This is a genomic window from Leisingera sp. JC1, assembly GCF_001679925.1.
Lineage (GTDB): Bacteria > Pseudomonadota > Alphaproteobacteria > Rhodobacterales > Rhodobacteraceae > Leisingera.
In genome coordinates this window covers 1-18,229 of the sequence record NZ_LYUZ01000068.1, presented here as the reverse complement: position 1 = coordinate 18,229, position 18,229 = coordinate 1, and the positions used below count along the sequence as shown (strand labels likewise).

Here is an 18,229-nt window from a genome sequence, read left to right as displayed (position 1 = left end):
GGTTGCTTGCCGGCGGCTGGGTGAAGAACTGGGGAAAGCGATGCACGTACTCTCGCAATCATACCACGGCCTTGGCCTTCTGGTCCGGCTGAACTGGGACCGGGCACTGACCGGTTTCGCGATCTTTGGCTCCCTCGCTGCAGGCGCCTGGCTCGCCTCTTTGTGATTCCCGCAACCGGCGCGGCAGCCCGCTGTGCGCCTTGCCCCCATGAAGCGCCCTAGTTGGTTTTGACAAGCGCTTTCAAACCCGGTACGCACGTCCCAAAGCTGCTAAAAAAATCGGGTTCTGAAAAATGGTTTGGGGGAAAATCGCAGGCAAGTCCTGTGTCGAGCGAAAGTCGGGCATCAATATCTTGTACCGCAAAGTTTCTGCTATTTCTCTGGCAGTTGCGTTGGGATACGCGCTGGCACCGCTTCCGGCAGAGGCGCAAAGCTATCGTTTCAATTCGGTGCAGGTCGAAGGCAACCAGCGCATTCAGACATCCACGGTTGTGGCCTATACCGGCATTGAGCGCGGCCAGACTGTCAGCGCAGGCGAGCTGAACGATGCCTACCAGCGCATTCTTGACAGTGGCGTATTTGAAACAGTGGAAATCGTGCCGCGCGGCAGCACGCTGGTGATCAAGGTCACTGAATTCCCGACCATCAATCAGATCAGTTTCGAAGGCAACAAACGCCTGAAAGACGACGCACTCACCCAAATCATCGAATCTGCACCGCGCCGGGTGTTCAACCCCAGCCAGGCCGAGCGTGACGCGGCTTCCATTGCCGAAGCCTACAGTGTGCAAGGGCGCCTGGCCTCACGCGTGACCCCGCGGATCATCCGCCGCAGCAACAACCGCGTTGACCTGGTCTTCGAGATCTCAGAAGGCGATACCATCGAAGTGGAGCGCGTTTCCTTTACCGGCAACCGGGTCTATTCGGACCGACGCCTGCGCCGGGTGCTGGAAACCAAGCAGGCCGGCCTTCTGCGCGCCTTCATCCGGTCCGACACCCTGATTGAGGACCGGCTGGAGTTCGACAAGCAGGTGCTGCGGGATTTTTACCTGTCGCGCGGCTATGTTGATTTCCGGGTCAACAGCACCAACGCCGAAGTGACCGAGGAACGCGACGCAGTATTCCTGGTTGTCGACGTGACAGAGGGGCAGCAGTTCAAATTCGGCAATATCACGGTCACCAGCGAAATGGCTGAGGCGGACGCGGACGAGTTCGCGTCGACCCTCAAGATCAAGCCGGGTGTCACCTACACGCCGACGCTGGTTGAAAATGCAATCGACCGGATGGAAGGCCTGGCAGTCCGCAATGAGATCGACTTCCTGCGGGTCGAACCGCGGGTGACCCGCAATGACCGCGATCTGACGCTGGATATCGAATTCGTGCTGACCCGCGGCCCACGCGTCTTTGTCGAACGGATCGACATCGAGGGCAACACCACCACGCTGGACCGGGTCATCCGCCAGCAATTTGCCTCTGTCGAGGGCGACCCCTTCAATCCGCGTTCCATCCGCAACAGTGCGGAGCGGATCCGGGCGCTTGGCTTCTTCGCCAATGCGGATGTCGAAACCCGCGAGGGCAGCTCAGCGGATCAAGTGATCGTTGATGTGGATGTCGAAGAACAGCCAACCGGCTCGCTGAACCTCGGCGGTGCCTACTCGGTCACCGATGGTTTCGGCCTCAGCATCGGCCTGACGGAAAACAACTTCCTGGGCCGCGGTCAGCGTTTGTCTTTCAACATCGCAACCGCGACTGAGTCCGACTCATATGTTCTGGGCTTCACTGAGCCTTATCTACTGGGCCGAAAACTGCGTTTCGACCTGGATCTGGGACTGAATGAAACGGATTCCAGCTTCTCGGAGTACCGAACCAAGCGGGTGTTCTTCCGTCCGGCGCTGACATTTGACACCGGGGAAGATACCTCCCTGCAGGTCCGCTACACTTGGGATGCGGACGAGATGCTGTTTGATGACGATGACACCAACCAGAACCTCCCAGGTCCGGTGGTGCGGAACGAAATCGCACAGGGCGAACGCAACGCCAGTGCGATCGGTTTCACCTACCGCTATGACAGCCGCCTGACCGGTCTGGATCCGACCGCCGGTTTCCTGGTGGAGATCGGCGCGGATTATGCCGGTATTGGCGGGGATTCCGAGTACATCAAGGCAACAACCAAGCTGGTCGCCCAGAAGCAGATCTTTAACGAGGAAGTGACAATCCGTGCGACGCTTGAGGCCGGAGCCTTCCAGTGGGAAGGCAGCGGAAGCAGCCGCTCGATCGACCGTTTCGTTCTGACGCCTTCTGTCATGCGCGGCTTTGAGCCCGGCGGTATTGGTCCGCGGGACCAAAGCCCCGGCAACCCGGGCGGCGGCAATTACAACGACTTCCTTGGCGGCAACTACTACGCTGTTGCCCGTTTCGACGCGGAGTTCCCGCTAGGCCTGCCTGAGGAATTGGGCATGCGCGGCGGCTTGTTCTACGATGTCGGCGGCCTCTGGGGCCTTCAGGATGCTGACACCGCAGGCGCCACCATTGTGGGCCGTGACAGGTCATTCCGTCATGTGGTTGGCGTCTCTCTGCTGTGGACCACGGGATTCGGCCCGCTGCGGTTCAATTTCTCCAAGGCCCTCCAGAAAGAGGACTTTGACGAGGAGCAGACCTTTGACCTGACCTTGCAGGCGAGGTTCTGATCTGGTGCCGCGGTTTGCGCCCGGAAGCTGGGCAGCGTTTGGCCTTGCCCTGGCGCTGAGCTGGTTTTCGGCGCCGTCCGGCCACGCCCAGGACGCCAATGCCAACGGAGGCACCGAGTTCCAGCTGGGGCTGCCGCAGAGCGGCATCCTCACAATTCAGCCGGACCGCCTGTTTTCCGAAAGCGCCTTTGGCAAGCGGGTGGAGCGCGAGATCGAGGCCGAAGGCGCAGTGCTGACCGCCGAGAACCGGCGGATCGAAGCGGAGCTGCGCCAAGAGGAACTGGAACTGACCGAACGGCGCAACGGGATGGAACCTGAAGCATTCCGTGCCTTGGCGGATTCCTTTGACGAGAAGGTGCAGGAAACCCGCCGCCGCCAGGATCAGAAACTGCGGGAAATTTCCCAGATGGGAGAGGACGCACGGCGGGAGTTCATTGCGGCGTCACTGCCGGTGCTTCAGCAGATCATGCGTGAAACCGGGGCGGGGGCGATTCTTGACCACTCCTCGGTCTTTCTGAGTGCCGATGCCGCCGACATCACGTCATTGGCAATTGCGCGGATTGATGCTGTTCTTGGAGATGGTGCCGCGGATGAGGCTGGCGAGCACTGAGTGTGCGGAACTTGCTCAATGGCTGTTCGCTTGCTAGGGACAGCGCAGTATTCTTGACGTAGATGGGAAACCACGCATGACCACCGAGCTGCAAAGCGCTGACATTCAACTGATCCAGCGGATCCTGCCGCACCGCTATCCGTTCCTGCTGGTCGACAAGGTGGTCGATATCGACAGCTATAAGTCGGCCCGCGGCATCAAGAATGTCACCATGAACGAGCCGCATTTCCAGGGTCATTTCCCGGGCACGCCGATCATGCCGGGCGTCACCATCGTCGAGGCAATGGCGCAGACCGCAGGGGTGATGCTGGGCGTTGGCATGGATATGGTCGACACCGACCTGCTGATCTACTTCATGAACATCGACAAGTGCAAATTCCGCCGCAAAGTGGTGCCCGGCGATGTGCTGGAGATGCATGTGGAAACCCTGCGGGGCAAGCCCGGCGGCAAGATCTTCAAGTTCCTTGGCCGCGCGACGGTTGAGGGCGAAGTGGCTGCAGAAGCGGAATTTACCGCAATGGTCGACCGTCAGGCCGAGGGCAGCTGAGATGAGCAAGATCCACCCCAGTGCTGTGATTGAAGAGGGCGCCAAGCTTGGAAAGGACTGCGAGATCGGCCCGTTCTGCGTGGTCGGCTCTGAGGCTGTTCTGGGGGACCGGGTTGTTCTGAAATCCCACGTTGTTGTCACCGGTGACACCGAAATCGGTGACGAGACCGTGGTGTTCCCCTTTGCCGTGCTGGGCGAGATCCCGCAGGACCTGAAGTTCAAGGGCGAGAAGTGCAAGACCGTGATCGGCAAGCGCAACCGCATCCGCGAGCATGTGACGGTGAATGCCGGCACTGAGGGCGGCGGCGGTGTGACGAGGATCGGCGATGACGGGCTGTTCATGGCCGGCTGCCACATCGCCCATGACGCCCAGGTTGGCGACCGGGTGATCGTGGTGAACTCCGCCGCGGTGGCGGGTCACTGCGTGCTGGAGGATGATGTGATCATCGGCGGTTTGTCCGGCATCCATCAATGGGTGCGGATCGGCAAGGGCGCTATCATCGGCGCGGTCACCATGGTGACAAATGATGTCATTCCCTATGGCTTGGTGCAGGCGCAACGGGGTGAGCTGGACGGCTTGAACCTGGTGGGTCTCAAACGTCGCGGTGTCGCCCGCAGCGACATCACCGCCTTGCGCGCGGCCTTTCAGATGCTGGCACAGGGCGAAGGCACCTTCCAGGAGCGTGCCAAGCGGCTGGGGGACGAGACCGAAAGCCAGTACGTGCAGGAAATCGTTGCCTTTATCACCGGTGAGAGCGACCGGTCTTTCCTGACCCCGGGGGGCTGAAGCGATGCTGGCTGTGATTGCAGGCACCGGCGCGCTGCCGGCAGAAGTCGCCGCGCATGCGCCGGGCCGTCCGCTGATCTGCGCAATGGCAGGGGCAGAGCCGGATATGGTCGATCCCGAGATCACCTTCCGCTTTGAACAGCTTGGCAGCTTTCTGGAGCGGCTGAAGGCGGCAGAGGTGACGGAGATTTGCCTCGCCGGCGCCGTGCGCCGTCCGCACATTGACCCCTCTGCTATTGATGCGGCCACGATGCCGCTGGTGCCGGTGCTGCAAGCCGCGCTGGCGGCCGGTGACGATGGCGCCTTGCGCGCGATTATCGGGATTTTCGAACAGGCAGGCTTTGCCGTCCGCGCGGCTCATGAGGTGGCCCCGGATCTGCTGATGGCCGCCGGGGTGCCGACCAAAGTGCAGCCGGGCGAGCTGGACAAGGCGGATGCGGAACGCGGTGCCGAGATCGTGGCGGCCATGTCCGCGGCCGACATCGGCCAGTCCTGCGCCGTGCGCAAGGGGCAGGCGATTGCGGTTGAGAACCTCTTTGGCACAGATTGGATGCTGGCCTCGCTGCAGCAGCGCCCGGACGGGCAGGGCGGTTTGTTGTTCAAGGCGCCGAAACCGGCACAGGACCGCCGCGCCGATCTGCCCACCATTGGTGTGGAGACAGTTGAGGCCGCGGCTAAGGCCGGGCTGTCCGGCATTGTGCTGGAGGCGGGTGGTGTCATCGTTCTGGATCAGGACGCGGTGACTGCAGCCTGCGACCGGCTGGGCTTGTTCCTCTGGTTGCGCGAGGCATGAGCCTTCGGGTCTTTATCCTGGCTGGCGAGCCTTCGGGCGACCGGCTGGGCGGGGCGCTGATGGCAGGCCTGAAACAGCTGGAACCGGGTGTCAGCTTTGATGGCATTGGTGGCGCACTGATGGCAGAGCAAGGGCTGGCCTCGCGCTTTCCCATGGATGAGCTGTCGGTGATGGGACTGGCAGAAGTGCTGCCCAAGTACCGCCACCTGAAGCGCCGGATCCGCGAAACGGCGGAGGCTGTCATCGAGGTAAAGCCGGATGTGCTGATCACCATCGACAGCCCGGATTTCTCCCTGCGCGTGGCGAGGCTGGTCAAGGACCGCAGTGATATCCGCACTGTGCATTACGTTGCCCCGTCGGTCTGGGCGTGGCGGCCCAAGCGGGCACAGAAGATGGCGGAAGTTATCGACCACGTGCTGGCTCTGCTGCCGTTTGAACCGCCCTATATGGAAGCGGCTGGCATGGACTGCGATTTCGTCGGCCACCCGGTGGTGGCGGAGCCACGGGCAACGGAAGTGGAGATCGAAGTCTTCCGTAGTGAATTCAGCTTGGGGGATGCACCATTTGTGCTGGCGCTGCCCGGATCGCGGCGTTCGGAAGTTTCACGGCTGGCCCCGGAGTTCGGCAAGGCGCTGGTGCAGTTCACCGCCAAGCATCCGGACTACCGGATTGTGGTTCCTGCCGCCGCGCCCGTTGCGGGCTTGGTGCAAGACGCACTGAAGGATTGGCCGGCGGGCACCGTCATGATCGATCCGAACCGCTACACCCCGGAACGTGCAAAGGCCTTCAAACGCGCAGCTTTTGCCTCTGCCAGTCTGGCGCTGGCTGCCTCGGGAACGGTGTCCTTGGAATTGGCCGCCGCCCGTACGCCGATGGTGATTGCCTACAAGTTCCAGTGGCTCACCTGGCAGATCATGAAGCGCATGGCGCTGATCGATACTGTGACGTTGGTCAACCTGGTGAGCGACACCCGAGTGGTGCCGGAATGCCTGGGGCCGGATTGCACGCCGGAGAACATCTCCACCCGGCTGGAAGCACTCGCAGAGAACCCGGACGACCAGATGCACGCGATGGAACTGACTATGCAGCGACTGGGCCAAGATGGAGAGGCTCCGGGGCTGCGGGCCGCGCGGGCGGTTCTCGACCGGCTGCCCGGCAGGTAAGGCGGAAGCGCACCGGAAGCAAAGCCTCCGCCGCGCGGCTTCTGGTGGCGCGGGCGCTGCGCTCCCGCGCGGAGTGCGCCGCTCCGCAGCCGCAGAACGCAGACGGTTGGCAAAAGTACAAATGCCGGAAATTTTTGTGCTGAGAAGCGCCTAAGGGCAGGTATGCACTCAGGCGCGCAGTCCATTTTGGAAAGGTTTGCCGCGTCAAGGGCAAGCCGCGCGTGCCGCGCGGAGGCTGCGCCTCCCTTGACCCGGCGGGAAGGGGATCAGTAGCCGCGCCAGATCCAGCCGCCGCCGAAGATGCGGCTGCCTTCATTGGCGTAGAACACGCAGGCCTGGCCGGGGGAGACGCCTTCTTCGGGCGTCAGCAGCTCCACCTCGGCAGTGGTCTCCGTCAGCGGCCGGATGATCGCCTCGCGCGGTGGGCGGGTGGAGCGGACCTTGACCTTCAGATGCCATTCTTCGCGGCTGGTGAATGGTTCATCCCCCAGCCAGTTGATTTCACGCACCGGGATGGTGCGGGTGGTCAGCAGCTCCTTGGGGCCGACAACCACCTGTTTCTTGTCCACGTCCAGTTTCACCACGTAAAGCGGTTCGCTGAGCCCGCCGATACCCAGCCCCCGGCGCTGGCCGATGGTGTAGTGGATGACGCCCTCGTGGCTGCCCAGCACCCGGCCATCGGAATGCACGATCTCGCCCGGTTCCGCCGCGCCGGGGCGCAGTTTCTCGATCACGCTGGCGTAGTTGCCGTCCGGCACAAAGCAGATGTCCTGGCTGTCGGGCTTGTCCGCCACTGCCAGGCCGTATTGCGCCGCCATCTCGCGGGTGGCGTCCTTGGAGGGCAGGTGGCCCAGCGGGAAGCGCAGGTAATCCAGCTGCTCGGGCGTGGTGGAGAACAGGAAATAGCTCTGGTCGCGGTTGGCGTCCTCGGCCGAGTGCAGTTCCGGTCCGTGCTCGCCCATCTTGCGCTGGATGTAATGACCGGTCGCCATGCAGTCGGCCTCCAGATCCTTGGCGGTTTCCAGGAGGTCCTTGAACTTCACCCGCTCATTGCAGCGGATGCAGGGCACCGGGGTTGCACCAGCCAAATAGCTGTCGGCGAACTCGTCAATCACCGCATCCTTAAAAATGTTCTCATAATCCAGAACGTAATGCGGGAAGCCGCGCTCCTCTGCCACGCGCCGCGCATCATGGATATCGATGCCCGCACAGCAGGCGCCTTTTTTCGCCAGTGCCGCACCGTGATCGTAGAGCTGCAGGGTCACGCCGACCACGTCATAGCCCTGATCGGCCAAATATGCAGCAACAACAGAGCTGTCGACGCCGCCGGACATGGCCACAACCACCCGGGTTTCCGAGGGCGGTTTGGCAAAGCCGAGCGAATTGAGTTCCAGATCTTGGTCCAGCGCCATGGGGCAGCTCCTAAAGGCAAGGGGGCAGGCGCCGCAGAATATATGAAAATCCTAAGGACTCTCAAGGGGCGTGGTTCATGCGGCGTTAAGCCTGTTCGTAAATCCTGTTGCCAGACCCAACGAACAAGATCTTCAGAGGGAAGAAAGATGTTTTTGAAAAAAGTCGACGGGCCGCGGGCAGTCACCCTGCCGGACGGCTCCATCATGACCCGGGCGGATTTGCCGCCGGAAACCACCAAGCGCTGGGTTGCCTCCCGTAAGGCGGCTGTGGTGCGCGGGGTGCTCTACGGGCTGCTGCCGCAGAAGGAAGCGATGCGCCGCTATGGGCTGAGCGAGGAAGAGTTCCGCAGCTGGGTTGCGGCTGTTGCCGATCATGGCGAAGAGGCCCTGAAAACCACACGTCTCAAGAAATTCCGTGATCAGGACGCAAAATAAATCAGGCCGCCCTTGAGTTGAAATTCTAAATTAACCATCATGGTAACGAGGCATTAACTTTTTTCCACCAAGGTTAACGCGACCTGAGGGAAACAGTGTACAGGCGGAGAAAATAATATGCGCATTCTGCTGGTTGAGGATGATCCGACCACGGCAAAAAGCATCGAGCTGATGCTGACCCATGCCAACCTGAACGTTTATACGACGGATCTGGGGGAAGAAGGGATCGATCTGGCCAAACTTTACGACTATGACCTGATCCTCTTGGATCTGGGGCTGCCGGATATGAACGGCCATGAGGTTCTGCGCCAATTGCGCATGTCCCGCATCGAAACCCCCATTCTGATCCTGTCCGGTGCCGATGATACCGACAACAAGATCAAGGGCTTCGGCTTTGGCGCGGATGACTATCTGACCAAACCCTTCCACCGCGAGGAACTGGTGGCGCGGATCCATGCGATCATCCGCCGGTCCAAGGGCCACTCGCAGTCGATCATCAAGACCGGCAAGATCGCGGTCAATCTGGATGCCAAGACGGTGGAGGCCGGCGGCAAAGCCGTTCATCTGACCGGCAAGGAATATCAGATGCTGGAGCTTCTTTCCTTGCGCAAGGGCACCACGCTGACCAAGGAGATGTTCCTGAACCACCTTTACGGCGGCATGGATGAACCGGAACTGAAGATCATCGATGTTTTCATCTGCAAGTTGCGTAAGAAACTCAGCAACGCGACCGATGGTGAAAACTATATCGAAACTGTCTGGGGCCGCGGCTATGTGCTGCGCGATCCGCAGGAAGATCATATGTCGGGCGGTCAAAGGATGGCTGTCGGCGCCTGAAAGGATGAACATCCGGGTGGCGCGTAACACTGCGCCACCGGTTGCAAAGACCTGCCTTTGGGCGGGTCTTTTTGTTTTTGCGGCTTCCGCACGCTGACTGTCAGATGCGCTGGACGCGGACCGCGCGGCACCTTATCACCGGAGGGGAGAACGAAGAGGGACCGCGCGTGGCAGGAATGACAGAAAAAGACGTGGCCGGCCTGACGGCAGAGGACGCAAAGGCAGAGTTTCTGAAGCTGGAAGAGCAGCTGCGCGCGGCGGATCTGGCTTATCACCAGGAAGACGCGCCGGAGATCAGCGACTCGGAATATGATTCGCTGAAGCGGCGCTACCGGGCCATTGCGGACGCCTTTCCAGACTTGGCCAAAGCAGCCAGCCAGCTTGATGCAGTCGGCGCACCGGCGGCCTCCGGCTTTGGCAAAATCGCTCATTCCGTACGGATGCTGTCGCTGGGCAATGCCTTTGAGGATGAAGACGTCGCGGATTTCGACCGCAGCATCCGCAAATACCTCGGCCTCGGGCCGGCGGATGCGCTGGCCTTCACCGCGGAGCCAAAAATTGACGGGCTTTCGCTGTCCCTGCGCTATGAAAACGGCACACTGACCCAGGCCGCAACCCGTGGGGATGGCAGCATCGGCGAGAACGTGACTGCCAACGCGCGCACCATTGCCGACATCCCGCAGCAGCTGGAAGACGCGCCCGAGGTGCTGGAAGTGCGCGGCGAGGTCTACATGAGCCACGCGGATTTCGAGGCTCTGAACGCCCGCCATGAAGAACGCGGCGGCAAGACCTTTGCCAACCCGCGCAATGCGGCTGCGGGGTCCTTGCGGCAGCTGGATGCGGAAATCACCCGTGCGCGGCCATTGCGGTTCTTTGCCTACAGCTGGGGAGAGCTGAGCGCACCGCTGGCAGAGACCCAGATTGAGGCGATTGACCGGCTGAAGTCCCTGGGCTTTCAGACCAATCCGCTGACCCGGCTGTGTGCGACGACCGAAGACATGATCGCGCATTACCGCAGCATCGAGGAGCAGCGCGCGACGCTCGGCTATGACATCGACGGCGTGGTCTACAAGGTCAATGATCTGGCGTTGCAGGCGCGGTTGGGCTTCCGCTCCACCACACCTCGCTGGGCGATTGCGCACAAATTCCCGGCCGAACTTGCCTGGACCCGGCTGGAGGCCATCGACATTCAGGTCGGCCGCACCGGCGCTCTCAGCCCGGTGGCGCGGCTCACCCCGGTGACGGTTGGCGGGGTGGTGGTGTCAAACGCCACGCTGCACAACGAGGATTATATCCAGGGCCGCGACTCCAAGGGCGAGGAGATCCGCGGCGGCAAGGACATCCGTATCGGCGATTGGGTGCAGATCTACCGCGCGGGCGACGTGATCCCCAAAGTCGCCGATGTGGACCTGTCCAAGCGTCTGGAAGGGGCAGAGCCCTACCAGTTTCCGCATATCTGCCCGGAGTGCGGCAGCCCGGCGGAGCGGGAAGAGGGCGATGCGGTGCGGCGTTGCTCCGGCGGCATCATCTGCCCCGCCCAGGCGGTGGAGAAGCTGAAGCATTTCGTCTCCCGTGCGGCCTTCGACATCGAGGGTCTGGGCGCCAAGCAGGTGGAGCAGTTCCACAGCGATGGCTGGATCAGGGAGCCTGCCGATATCTTTGATCTGCAAGAGAAATACGGCTCCGGCCTGCAGCAGTTGAAGAACCGTGAGGGCTGGGGGGGAAAGTCCGCAGAGAACCTGTTCGCGGCGATTGAAGAAAAACGCACCATCCCGCTGGCCAAGCTGATTTTTGCCCTTGGCATCCGCCACGCGGGCGAGGTCGCAGGCCGCGATCTGGCGCTGCACTATCTGGACTGGCAGGCAATGGCCGGCGCAATTGACACGGCTCGCCCCGCCGCCTTGGCGCACCGGGCCGCGGATGAGGCAGAGGAGGCCGAACGCCAAAAGGCAGCCAGCGAGGGCCGCCGCGCGAAGATCTCGGAAACCCGCGCTGCAGCCGTGGCGGCTTGCGAAGTTCCGGCGGAGGCTTCCGCAGCCTGGGCCGACCTCATCGGTGTCGACGGGATCGGCGCGGTTCTGGGACTGTCCCTGTCCGACGCCTTTGCCAACGCAGAGGAGCGCGCAGCTTTTGACCGGCTGATCGCAAAACTGACCATCGTGCCGCCGGACGCCCCTGCTGCGGACAGCCCGGTGGCAGGCAAAACCGTTGTCTTCACCGGCACGCTGGAGAAGATGACCCGGGCCGAAGCCAAAGCACGGGCTGAGGCACTGGGGGCCAAGGTCTCAGGCTCTGTTTCCAAGAAAACCGACATTCTGGTGGCCGGCCCTGGGGCAGGCTCCAAGGCCAAGAAGGCGGCGGAACTGGGTATCCGGACGATGGACGAAGACGGCTGGCTGGAGCTGATCGCAGAGGCATGAGCGGGCGTCCCGAGATCCTGTTTCCGTTGTTTGCCGGCGCCGAGACCCTGCAGGGTGTCGGCCCGAAAACGGCGCAGAACCTCAGCCAGATTGATATCGAAACGCCGCGCGACCTGCTGTTTTCCCTGCCGTATTCGGTGGTGGACCGCCGCCGCCGCGACACCATCCGCGGGGTGGAACTGCCCGCCACTGTGACGGTCGAGGTGACCATTGGCCGTCACCGCCCGGCGCGCAACCGCGGCGGGGCTTACCGCATTCATGTGGAGGATTCGGAGACCGAATTTCAGCTGGTCTTCTTCCACGGCCGCAGCCGCTATCTCGAGGCGCAGCTGCCCGAAGGCGCCCGCCGGGTTGTCTCCGGTAAACTGGAGCTGTTTGATGGCCTTGCGCAGATGGTGCATCCGGACCACATGCTGCCTGTGGAAGAAGCGCACGGGATCCCCGAGTTTGAACCGGTCTACAGCCTGACCCATGGGGTCACGCAAAAGACCATGTACAAGGCGGCGCAAAGCGCGCTGTCTCGGATGCCGGAACTGGTGGAATGGATCGACCCGGCGCAGATTCTGAAGGAGAACTGGCCCGCATGGTATCAGGCGCTGCAGTCTGCCCATGCGCCGCAGGGACCCGATGACCTCAGCCCGCAGGCACCGGCGCGGGCACGTCTGGCTTATGATGAACTGTTTGCCCATCAGCTGACCCTGGCGCTGGCCCGCCAGAATGAGCGCAAGGCCCGCGGCATTCAAAGCGCGGCAACCGGGCGCTTGCAGTCCAAGGTGCTGCAAACTCTGCCGTACCGGCCGACAGGCGCGCAGGCCCGCGCGATCGAGGAAATCTCAGCAGACATGGCCTCGGACAAGCGTATGAACCGGCTGCTGCAGGGGGATGTAGGCGCCGGCAAAACCCTGGTTGCTTTCATGGCCTTGCTGGTCGCTGTTGAAGCGGGCGGGCAGGGGGTGATGATGGCCCCGACCGGCATCCTGGCGCAGCAGCATATGGAAGGCCTCGCGCCGCTGGCGGAAGACGCGGGCGTGGTGATCGAGATCCTGACAGGACGCGACAAGGGGGCTGAGCGCAAGGCAAAACTGGCGGCGCTGAAGCGCGGCGATATCCACATCCTGGTCGGCACCCATGCGGTGTTCCAGCAGGACGTGGAATTCCGCGACCTGCGGCTTGCCATCGTTGACGAACAGCACCGCTTCGGCGTGCGCCAGCGGATGGAGCTGGCGGAAAAGGGCAAGGGCGCTGATGTGCTGGTGATGACTGCGACCCCGATTCCGCGGTCGCTTGCACTGGCACAATACGGCGATATGGATGTCTCGGTGCTGGATGAGAAACCGCCGGGACGCAAGCCGGTCAAAACCGCCGTCATCAGCACCGAACGGATGCAGGAGGTGGTTGACCACCTGCGCAAGGCGATCTCTGAAGGGCGGCAGTGCTACTGGGTTTGCCCTCTGGTGGACGAATCCGAGCTGAGCGACCTGACCGCGGCGGAGGAACGCTTCAAGCACCTGCGCGCCATCCTAGGCGACGGCACGGTTGGGCTGGTGCATGGCCAGATGCCGCCTGCCGAGAAGGACGCGGCGATGGCGACCTTTGTCGAAGGCAAGACCAAGGTTCTGGTTGCCACTACAGTTATCGAGGTCGGGGTGAACGTGCCCAATACCTCGATCATGGTGATTGAGCGGGCAGAGATCTTCGGCCTCGCTCAGCTGCACCAGCTGCGCGGCCGGGTCGGGCGCGGCAGTGCCGAGTCGACCTGCCTCTTGATGTATCAGCCGCCGCTGACCGAGGGCGGCCGCAAGCGGCTGGAGGTGCTGCGCGAGACAGAGGACGGGTTCCGGATCTCGGAGACTGACCTGCAGATGCGCGGGGCGGGCGACATGATCGGCACCGCGCAATCCGGTTTGCCGCGATTCCAGATTGCCGACCTGGAGCGCCAGGCGGGGCTGATGGCGGTGGCGCAAAGCGATGCGCGGGCGCTGCTGGCCGCGGATCCCAAGCTGGAGAGCGAACGCGGCAAGGCAGCGCGTGTTCTTCTATGGCTGATGAAGCAGGATCAGGCAATCCGTTTGATTTCAGTGGGTTAAGCTTCCGTCACGCGGGTGTTCCGCCTGGGTGTTCTTCTGTGTTCGCAAATGTTCTCAAAAAGTTCTTTACAGGTGTTCTTAAAAATGAGAACAAAGAGGCAACAAGAATGCCAGAGAGCAGCATCGCAGACTGGAGGAGGCCCGAGCCATGATTGCACAGATCAAGACCACCATTCAAAACGCCCATTCAACCCTGCTGCAGGACGCCATCGGCGCGGCCTCGCTGATGGTGATGCTGGTGGCGGCGCTGCATCTGCCGGGCCTGTTCTGATCCCCGCACCGTTTTCCTGAATGCTTCTGTTGTGCCGGGCCGGCCCTTTCCTGTCCCGGACTGTTTCCGGGGATCAACCGCCTGTCCCGATCCCCGTTTGGATTGCCTCAAGATCCTGCCTGGCCCGCCCGGGTCCCGCACCGCAGAGCAAAACTGCCGCCGCCATCTGCCCGGATGCGCGGCGGTTTTTTCATTTGTGCGGAGCATAGAAAACCAAAAGCCCTGCAAAGGAGCAGGGCAGTCTGATGATCATTGCTGTTTGCGTGTTATTTGCGCGGGCCGAAAGCCTCAGGCGCACTGCTCCTTGGCGGCAGTCTGCATCGCTTCCAGCGTCGCCTCCAGCGCCAGCATGATCGAGGCATGGCGGTTCTTGAATTCCTTTGCAGGCTGCAGCACTTCCAGTTCGTCAAACGGCGCATCAGGGACCGGTCCGCCCTGGGTCAGCATGGCCTTGAGCTGATTGCGGGCGGTTTCAACCTCTTCCTGCGAGCGGCCAATGATATTGGCGCCTACCACCGCGGCAGAGGCCTGACCCAGGGCACAGGCCTTCACGTCCTGACCGAAATCCGTGATCCGGCCGTCCTCAACCTTGATGTCGACAGTCACGGCAGAACCGCACAGCGGCGAGCGTTTCTTGACAGTGGCATCCGGCGCCTGCAGCCGGTCCAGGTGCGGAATGTCGGCTGCCAGCGCCAGAATGCGCGAGGAATACAGCTTGATCAGATCACTATCGCCAGACATCGCTTTCCCGGTCTTTCCCATTTTGCAGGTTCCCCATACATAGGGAGCCGAACAGCAGATGCAAAAGGTTTTTCCCCCATGTCCTCGCCCGAGTCCTTTGATCCCGCCAGCCTGACCTACAATGACGCCGGGCTGATCCCCTGCATTGCGCAGGATGCAACCTCCGGCGAGGTGCTGATGATGGCCTGGATGAACGCCGATGCGGTGGCGAAGACGCTGGAGACCGGCAAGGTCACCTATTGGTCGCGCTCGCGGCAGTCGTTCTGGATCAAGGGGGAGACCTCAGGCCACGTGCAGGAACTGGTGGACCTGCGGATCGACTGCGACCGCGACTGCCTGCTGGCGCTGGTGCGCCAGACCGGGGCGGCCTGCCACACCAACCGGCGGACCTGTTTCTTTACCGCTGTGCGGGACGGGGAAGAAGTTGAGCTGATGAAGCCGATGGAATAACGGCCCTGGCGGGCCGTGCTTCCGGCGGGGGTATTTTCAACCAGAAAGAAGCGGCAGGCCCAACATTTCGCGGATGTCATGCGGGGTGGCCCCTTCGGCGCGGTATTTGGCGATGGCACGGGCATCGTCGCGTTTGGCAAGGCGCTTGCCGTTCTCATCGCGGATCAGACGGTGGTGGTGGTAAATGGGTGTGGGCAGGTCCAGCAAGCATTGAAGCAGGACGTGGATTTGCGTCGCCTCGAACAGGTCAGCACCGCGCACCGCATGTGTAATGCCCTGGTCTGCGTCGTCCGCCACAACCGACAAATGGTAAGAGCTGCCCATGTTGCGGCGCACCAGAATGATGTCGCCAACACCTGAGAAAAGCGCATCAGCGTCCAGGGAGTGCGTGCCCTGGTAGTCCGGTCCCGTTTCCGTGAAACTGCGCAAGTTCGCGGCATGGACCGCTTTTTCCATGTTCAACCGAATTACGTCCCGGCCTGTGGCCTCAGATGGCAAGCGGTTGCGGCAGGTGCCGGGGTAGATGCGACCGTCGGGTCCGAATTGCGGAACGCCTTCCTGCGGTGCGCCAGCAGCCGCCTCGATATCAGCACGGTTGCAGCAGCAGGGATAGGTGAGGCCCATGGAGGTCAGCTGGTCCAGCGCTGTCCGGTAGCGGGGCAGCCTCTCTGACTGGCGCATCACCGGCTTCGGCCAGCTGAGACCAAGCCAGCGCAGGTCCTCATAGATTTGCGCCTCCCATTCAGCGCGCGCGCGCGACTGGTCGATGTCTTCGATGCGCAGCAGGAAAGTGCCCCCCTCGGCCATGGCCATATCATGCGCCAGCATGGCGGAATAGGCATGGCCAAGGTGCAGCGGTCCGGTTGGCGACGGCGCGAAACGTGTGGTGAATGTCACGCTTTCTCAATTACATAAACGGTGGACTTCAGGTTGATGCCGGGGAGGTGGTCCCCGTGCTCCCGGAATAGCAGCCGCGCTGCTGAACAGTCCAGCCATTCATTGAGCTTGCCGGAATAGGCATGGTCGGCCAGCGCGTGGTCGTTATAGGAAAAGGCAAACAATCCGCCGCGCGGCAGCGCATGCATGACAGTGTCGAACACCGCAGGCGGGGCTGCGCCCGTGCCCAGAACACCGCAGCCGGTGATCAGGCGGTAGGCGCCACGCGGGATCGGCTGTTTATCTGCAGGATCTATCCGCGTCAGCGTGCGGTAGGCGTCTTTGCTGCGGGCCTGGGCAAGCATTTCCTCCGACGGCTCCATGCCGTCCACCGTTTCAAACCCCTGCAGCCGCAGCGCAAGGCCGGCCAGACCGGTGCCGCAGCCGAAATCCAGCACAGGCTCGCTCATGTCCGTCTGGTATTTTGCCAAAGCCCGGGCAATCCGCCCCGGTGTCGCGTAACCGTTTTCGGCAATCTCCGCGTCATAGGAAGCGGCCCATTGGTCATAGTGCTCCAGGGTCGCTTCCGGTGTTTCAAGGCCGTACGCCTTGTCCAGAAACTTTTCGCTCATGGGAAAAGTTTAGGCGCGGGCAGGGCTTTTCGTCTAGGAAAAGTTTTTCAGCCACTCCTGCCAGACATCCTTGGCGCGGTCGGTATAGGCCTTGTAGCGGTCCTTGCGGCCGCGGCGGCCGCCCTTCAGGCCATCGACCGGGCGGAACAGGCCGAAGTTCACGTTCATCGGCTGGAAGGTCTTGGCCTCGGCGCCGCCGGTGATGTGATGGATCAGCGCGCCCATGGCGCTGTCCTGCGGCACTTCGGGCAGATCCTGTCCTAGGATTTCAGCCGCTGCGAGGCGGCCCGCCAGCAGGCCCATGGCGGCGCTTTCCACATAGCCTTCAACCCCGGTGATCTGGCCGGCAAAGCGGATGTTGGGCTTGGACTTCAACCGCATCTGCGCGTCCAGCAGTGTGGGCGAGTTGATGAAAGTATTACGGTGGATGCCGCCGAGCCGGGCAAAGCTGGCGTTTTCCAGTCCGGGGATCATCTTGAAGACTTCCGTCTGGGCGCCGTATTTCATCTTGGTCTGGAAACCCACGATATTGAACAGCGTTCCCAGCGCGTTGTCGCGGCGCAGCTGCACCACCGCATGGGCCTTGACCTCAGGCTGGTGCGGGTTGGTCAATCCCACCGGCTTCATCGGCCCGTGGCGCAGGGTCTCGTGGCCGCGTTCGGCCATCACCTCGATCGGCAGGCAGCCGTCGAAATAACCTGCGGTCTCGCCCTCGTGGAACTCGGTCTTGTCGGCGGCCAGCAGCGCGTCGATGAAGGCCTCGTACTGATCCTTGTCCATCGGGCAGTTGAGGTAGGCGGTGCGCTCTTCCTCGGTTTCGCCCTTGTCATAGCGCGACTGCATCCAGGCCTTCGACATGTCGATCGACTCGGCATAGACAATCGGCGCGATGGCATCAAAGAAGGCCAGCGCCTCAGCCCCGGTTTCCGCCTGGATCGCCTTGCCCAGCTCTGGCGAGGTCAGCGGGCCGGTGGCAAAGATCCAGTGGCCGTCTGCGGGCAGTTCAGTGATTTCTTCATAAGAAACAGTGACATTCGGGTGCGCCTTCAGCTTGGCAGTGACAGTCTCAGCAAAGGGATCGCGGTCCACCGCGAGGGCGCCGCCGGCAGGCAGGCGGTGCTCATCCGCGGTGGTCATGATCAGCCCGTTTGCAGCCCGCATCTCCCAATGCAGAAGGCCCACGGCGTTCTGCTCGTCATCATCGGAGCGGAAGGAGTTCGAACACACCATTTCGCCCAGGTTGCCGGTCTGGTGGGCAAAGGTTTCCACCTTGGGGCGCATTTCGTGGATTACCACCTCAACGCCCATGTTTGCCGCCTGCCAGGCCGCTTCCGAGCCGGCCATGCCGCCGCCCACGATATGCAATGTCTGTGCCGAATGATCTGTCATGCCCGCCACATAGGGCAGGGGGCGGGATCGTGCAACAGGCTTGGGGCGGGCATGACAGATCATTCGGCACAGACATTGCATATCGTGGGCGGCGG

The 18,229-nt window shown here is 62.2% G+C and carries 18 protein-coding genes; 13 read left to right on the top strand and 5 right to left on the bottom strand.

Features of this window, described 5'->3' with window-relative positions; translation table 11 throughout:
• Nucleotides 1-40: 40 nt before the first annotated feature.
• The 7 genes from A9D60_RS27215 to lpxB all read left to right on the top strand — a co-directional run bounded on the left by A9D60_RS27215 (nt 41) and on the right by lpxB (nt 6,584).
• Complete coding sequence (locus tag A9D60_RS27215; protein WP_275041630.1) at nt 41-166, top strand: hypothetical protein; 126 nt, start codon at nt 41-43, stop codon at nt 164-166.
• Between the two features lie 127 nt (nt 167-293).
• On the top strand, nt 294-2,684 hold the full coding sequence (gene bamA / locus A9D60_RS06575) for an outer membrane protein assembly factor BamA (RefSeq protein ID WP_065266846.1): 2,391 nt from the start codon (nt 294-296) through the stop codon (nt 2,682-2,684).
• 4 nt (nt 2,685-2,688) lie between these two features.
• Nucleotides 2,689-3,294: an OmpH family outer membrane protein gene (locus A9D60_RS06570; RefSeq protein WP_065266845.1), complete on the top strand. Its 606-nt coding sequence runs from the start codon at nt 2,689-2,691 to the stop codon at nt 3,292-3,294.
• Nucleotides 3,295-3,370: 76 nt separating this feature from the next.
• Nucleotides 3,371-3,841 (top strand): 3-hydroxyacyl-ACP dehydratase FabZ, encoded by a 471-nt coding sequence (gene fabZ, locus A9D60_RS06565; protein ID WP_065266844.1) that lies wholly within the window; start codon nt 3,371-3,373, stop codon nt 3,839-3,841.
• A gap of 1 nt (nt 3,842) precedes the next feature.
• Nucleotides 3,843-4,628 carry an acyl-ACP--UDP-N-acetylglucosamine O-acyltransferase gene (lpxA, locus tag A9D60_RS06560; protein ID WP_065266843.1) on the top strand — a complete coding sequence of 262 codons (786 nt, stop codon included), beginning with the start codon at nt 3,843-3,845 and terminating at the stop codon, nt 4,626-4,628.
• Nucleotides 4,629-4,632: 4 nt separating this feature from the next.
• Nucleotides 4,633-5,421 carry an LpxI family protein gene (locus A9D60_RS06555; RefSeq protein WP_065266842.1) on the top strand — a complete coding sequence of 263 codons (789 nt, stop codon included), beginning with the start codon at nt 4,633-4,635 and terminating at the stop codon, nt 5,419-5,421.
• On the top strand, nt 5,418-6,584 hold the full coding sequence (gene lpxB, locus A9D60_RS06550; protein ID WP_065266841.1) for a lipid-A-disaccharide synthase: 1,167 nt from the start codon (nt 5,418-5,420) through the stop codon (nt 6,582-6,584). The genes A9D60_RS06555 and lpxB overlap by 4 nt, the downstream gene beginning before the upstream one ends.
• A 266-nt stretch (nt 6,585-6,850) precedes the next feature.
• Here lpxB and mnmA read toward each other — a convergent pair whose 3' ends face one another.
• Nucleotides 6,851-7,996 carry a tRNA 2-thiouridine(34) synthase MnmA gene (gene mnmA, locus A9D60_RS06545; RefSeq protein WP_065266840.1) on the bottom strand — a complete coding sequence of 382 codons (1,146 nt, stop codon included), beginning with the start codon at nt 7,994-7,996 and terminating at the stop codon, nt 6,851-6,853.
• 147 nt (nt 7,997-8,143) lie between these two features.
• Between mnmA and sciP the strand changes: the two genes are divergently transcribed.
• The 5 genes from sciP to A9D60_RS27210 all read left to right on the top strand — a co-directional run bounded on the left by sciP (nt 8,144) and on the right by A9D60_RS27210 (nt 14,046).
• Nucleotides 8,144-8,431 (top strand): CtrA inhibitor SciP, encoded by a 288-nt coding sequence (gene sciP / locus A9D60_RS06540; protein ID WP_065266839.1) that lies wholly within the window; start codon nt 8,144-8,146, stop codon nt 8,429-8,431.
• A gap of 117 nt (nt 8,432-8,548) precedes the next feature.
• Complete coding sequence (gene ctrA, locus A9D60_RS06535; RefSeq protein ID WP_019296170.1) at nt 8,549-9,268, top strand: response regulator transcription factor CtrA; 720 nt, start codon at nt 8,549-8,551, stop codon at nt 9,266-9,268.
• A gap of 176 nt (nt 9,269-9,444) precedes the next feature.
• Entirely contained in the window at nt 9,445-11,688 is a 2,244-nt protein-coding gene (ligA, locus tag A9D60_RS06530; protein ID WP_065266838.1) for an NAD-dependent DNA ligase LigA, read from the top strand.
• Entirely contained in the window at nt 11,685-13,775 is a 2,091-nt protein-coding gene (gene recG, locus A9D60_RS06525) for an ATP-dependent DNA helicase RecG (protein WP_065266837.1), read from the top strand. The genes ligA and recG overlap by 4 nt, the downstream gene beginning before the upstream one ends.
• 148 nt (nt 13,776-13,923) lie before the next feature.
• The gene (locus tag A9D60_RS27210; protein WP_019296173.1) at nt 13,924-14,046 is read left to right on the top strand and encodes a hypothetical protein; all 123 of its coding nucleotides are present in this window, start codon (nt 13,924-13,926) and stop codon (nt 14,044-14,046) included.
• Nucleotides 14,047-14,334: 288 nt separating this feature from the next.
• On the opposite strand, the gene A9D60_RS06520 is transcribed toward A9D60_RS27210, so the two are convergent.
• Nucleotides 14,335-14,787, bottom strand: coding sequence for an iron-sulfur cluster assembly scaffold protein (locus A9D60_RS06520; protein WP_065266836.1), 453 nt, complete (start codon nt 14,785-14,787; stop codon nt 14,335-14,337).
• A 78-nt stretch (nt 14,788-14,865) separates the two neighbouring features.
• On the opposite strand from A9D60_RS06520, the gene hisI reads away from it, so the two are divergent.
• On the top strand, nt 14,866-15,237 hold the full coding sequence (hisI, locus tag A9D60_RS06515) for a phosphoribosyl-AMP cyclohydrolase (protein ID WP_065266835.1): 372 nt from the start codon (nt 14,866-14,868) through the stop codon (nt 15,235-15,237).
• A gap of 36 nt (nt 15,238-15,273) precedes the next feature.
• Here hisI and gluQRS read toward each other — a convergent pair whose 3' ends face one another.
• From gluQRS to trmFO, 3 genes are read right to left on the bottom strand one after another with little or no spacing between them, the layout of a single operon-like run.
• A complete protein-coding gene (gene gluQRS, locus A9D60_RS06510) occupies nt 15,274-16,134 on the bottom strand; it encodes a tRNA glutamyl-Q(34) synthetase GluQRS (protein WP_065266834.1) in 861 nt (286 codons plus the stop codon).
• Nucleotides 16,131-16,745, bottom strand: a complete 615-nt coding sequence (locus A9D60_RS06505; RefSeq protein ID WP_065266833.1) for a class I SAM-dependent DNA methyltransferase — start codon at nt 16,743-16,745, stop codon at nt 16,131-16,133. Before A9D60_RS06505 ends, gluQRS begins: the two co-directional genes overlap by 4 nt.
• 33 nt (nt 16,746-16,778) lie before the next feature.
• Nucleotides 16,779-18,134 (bottom strand): methylenetetrahydrofolate--tRNA-(uracil(54)-C(5))-methyltransferase (FADH(2)-oxidizing) TrmFO, encoded by a 1,356-nt coding sequence (trmFO, locus tag A9D60_RS06500; protein WP_065266895.1) that lies wholly within the window; start codon nt 18,132-18,134, stop codon nt 16,779-16,781.
• Between the last annotated feature and the right edge of the window lie 95 nt (nt 18,135-18,229).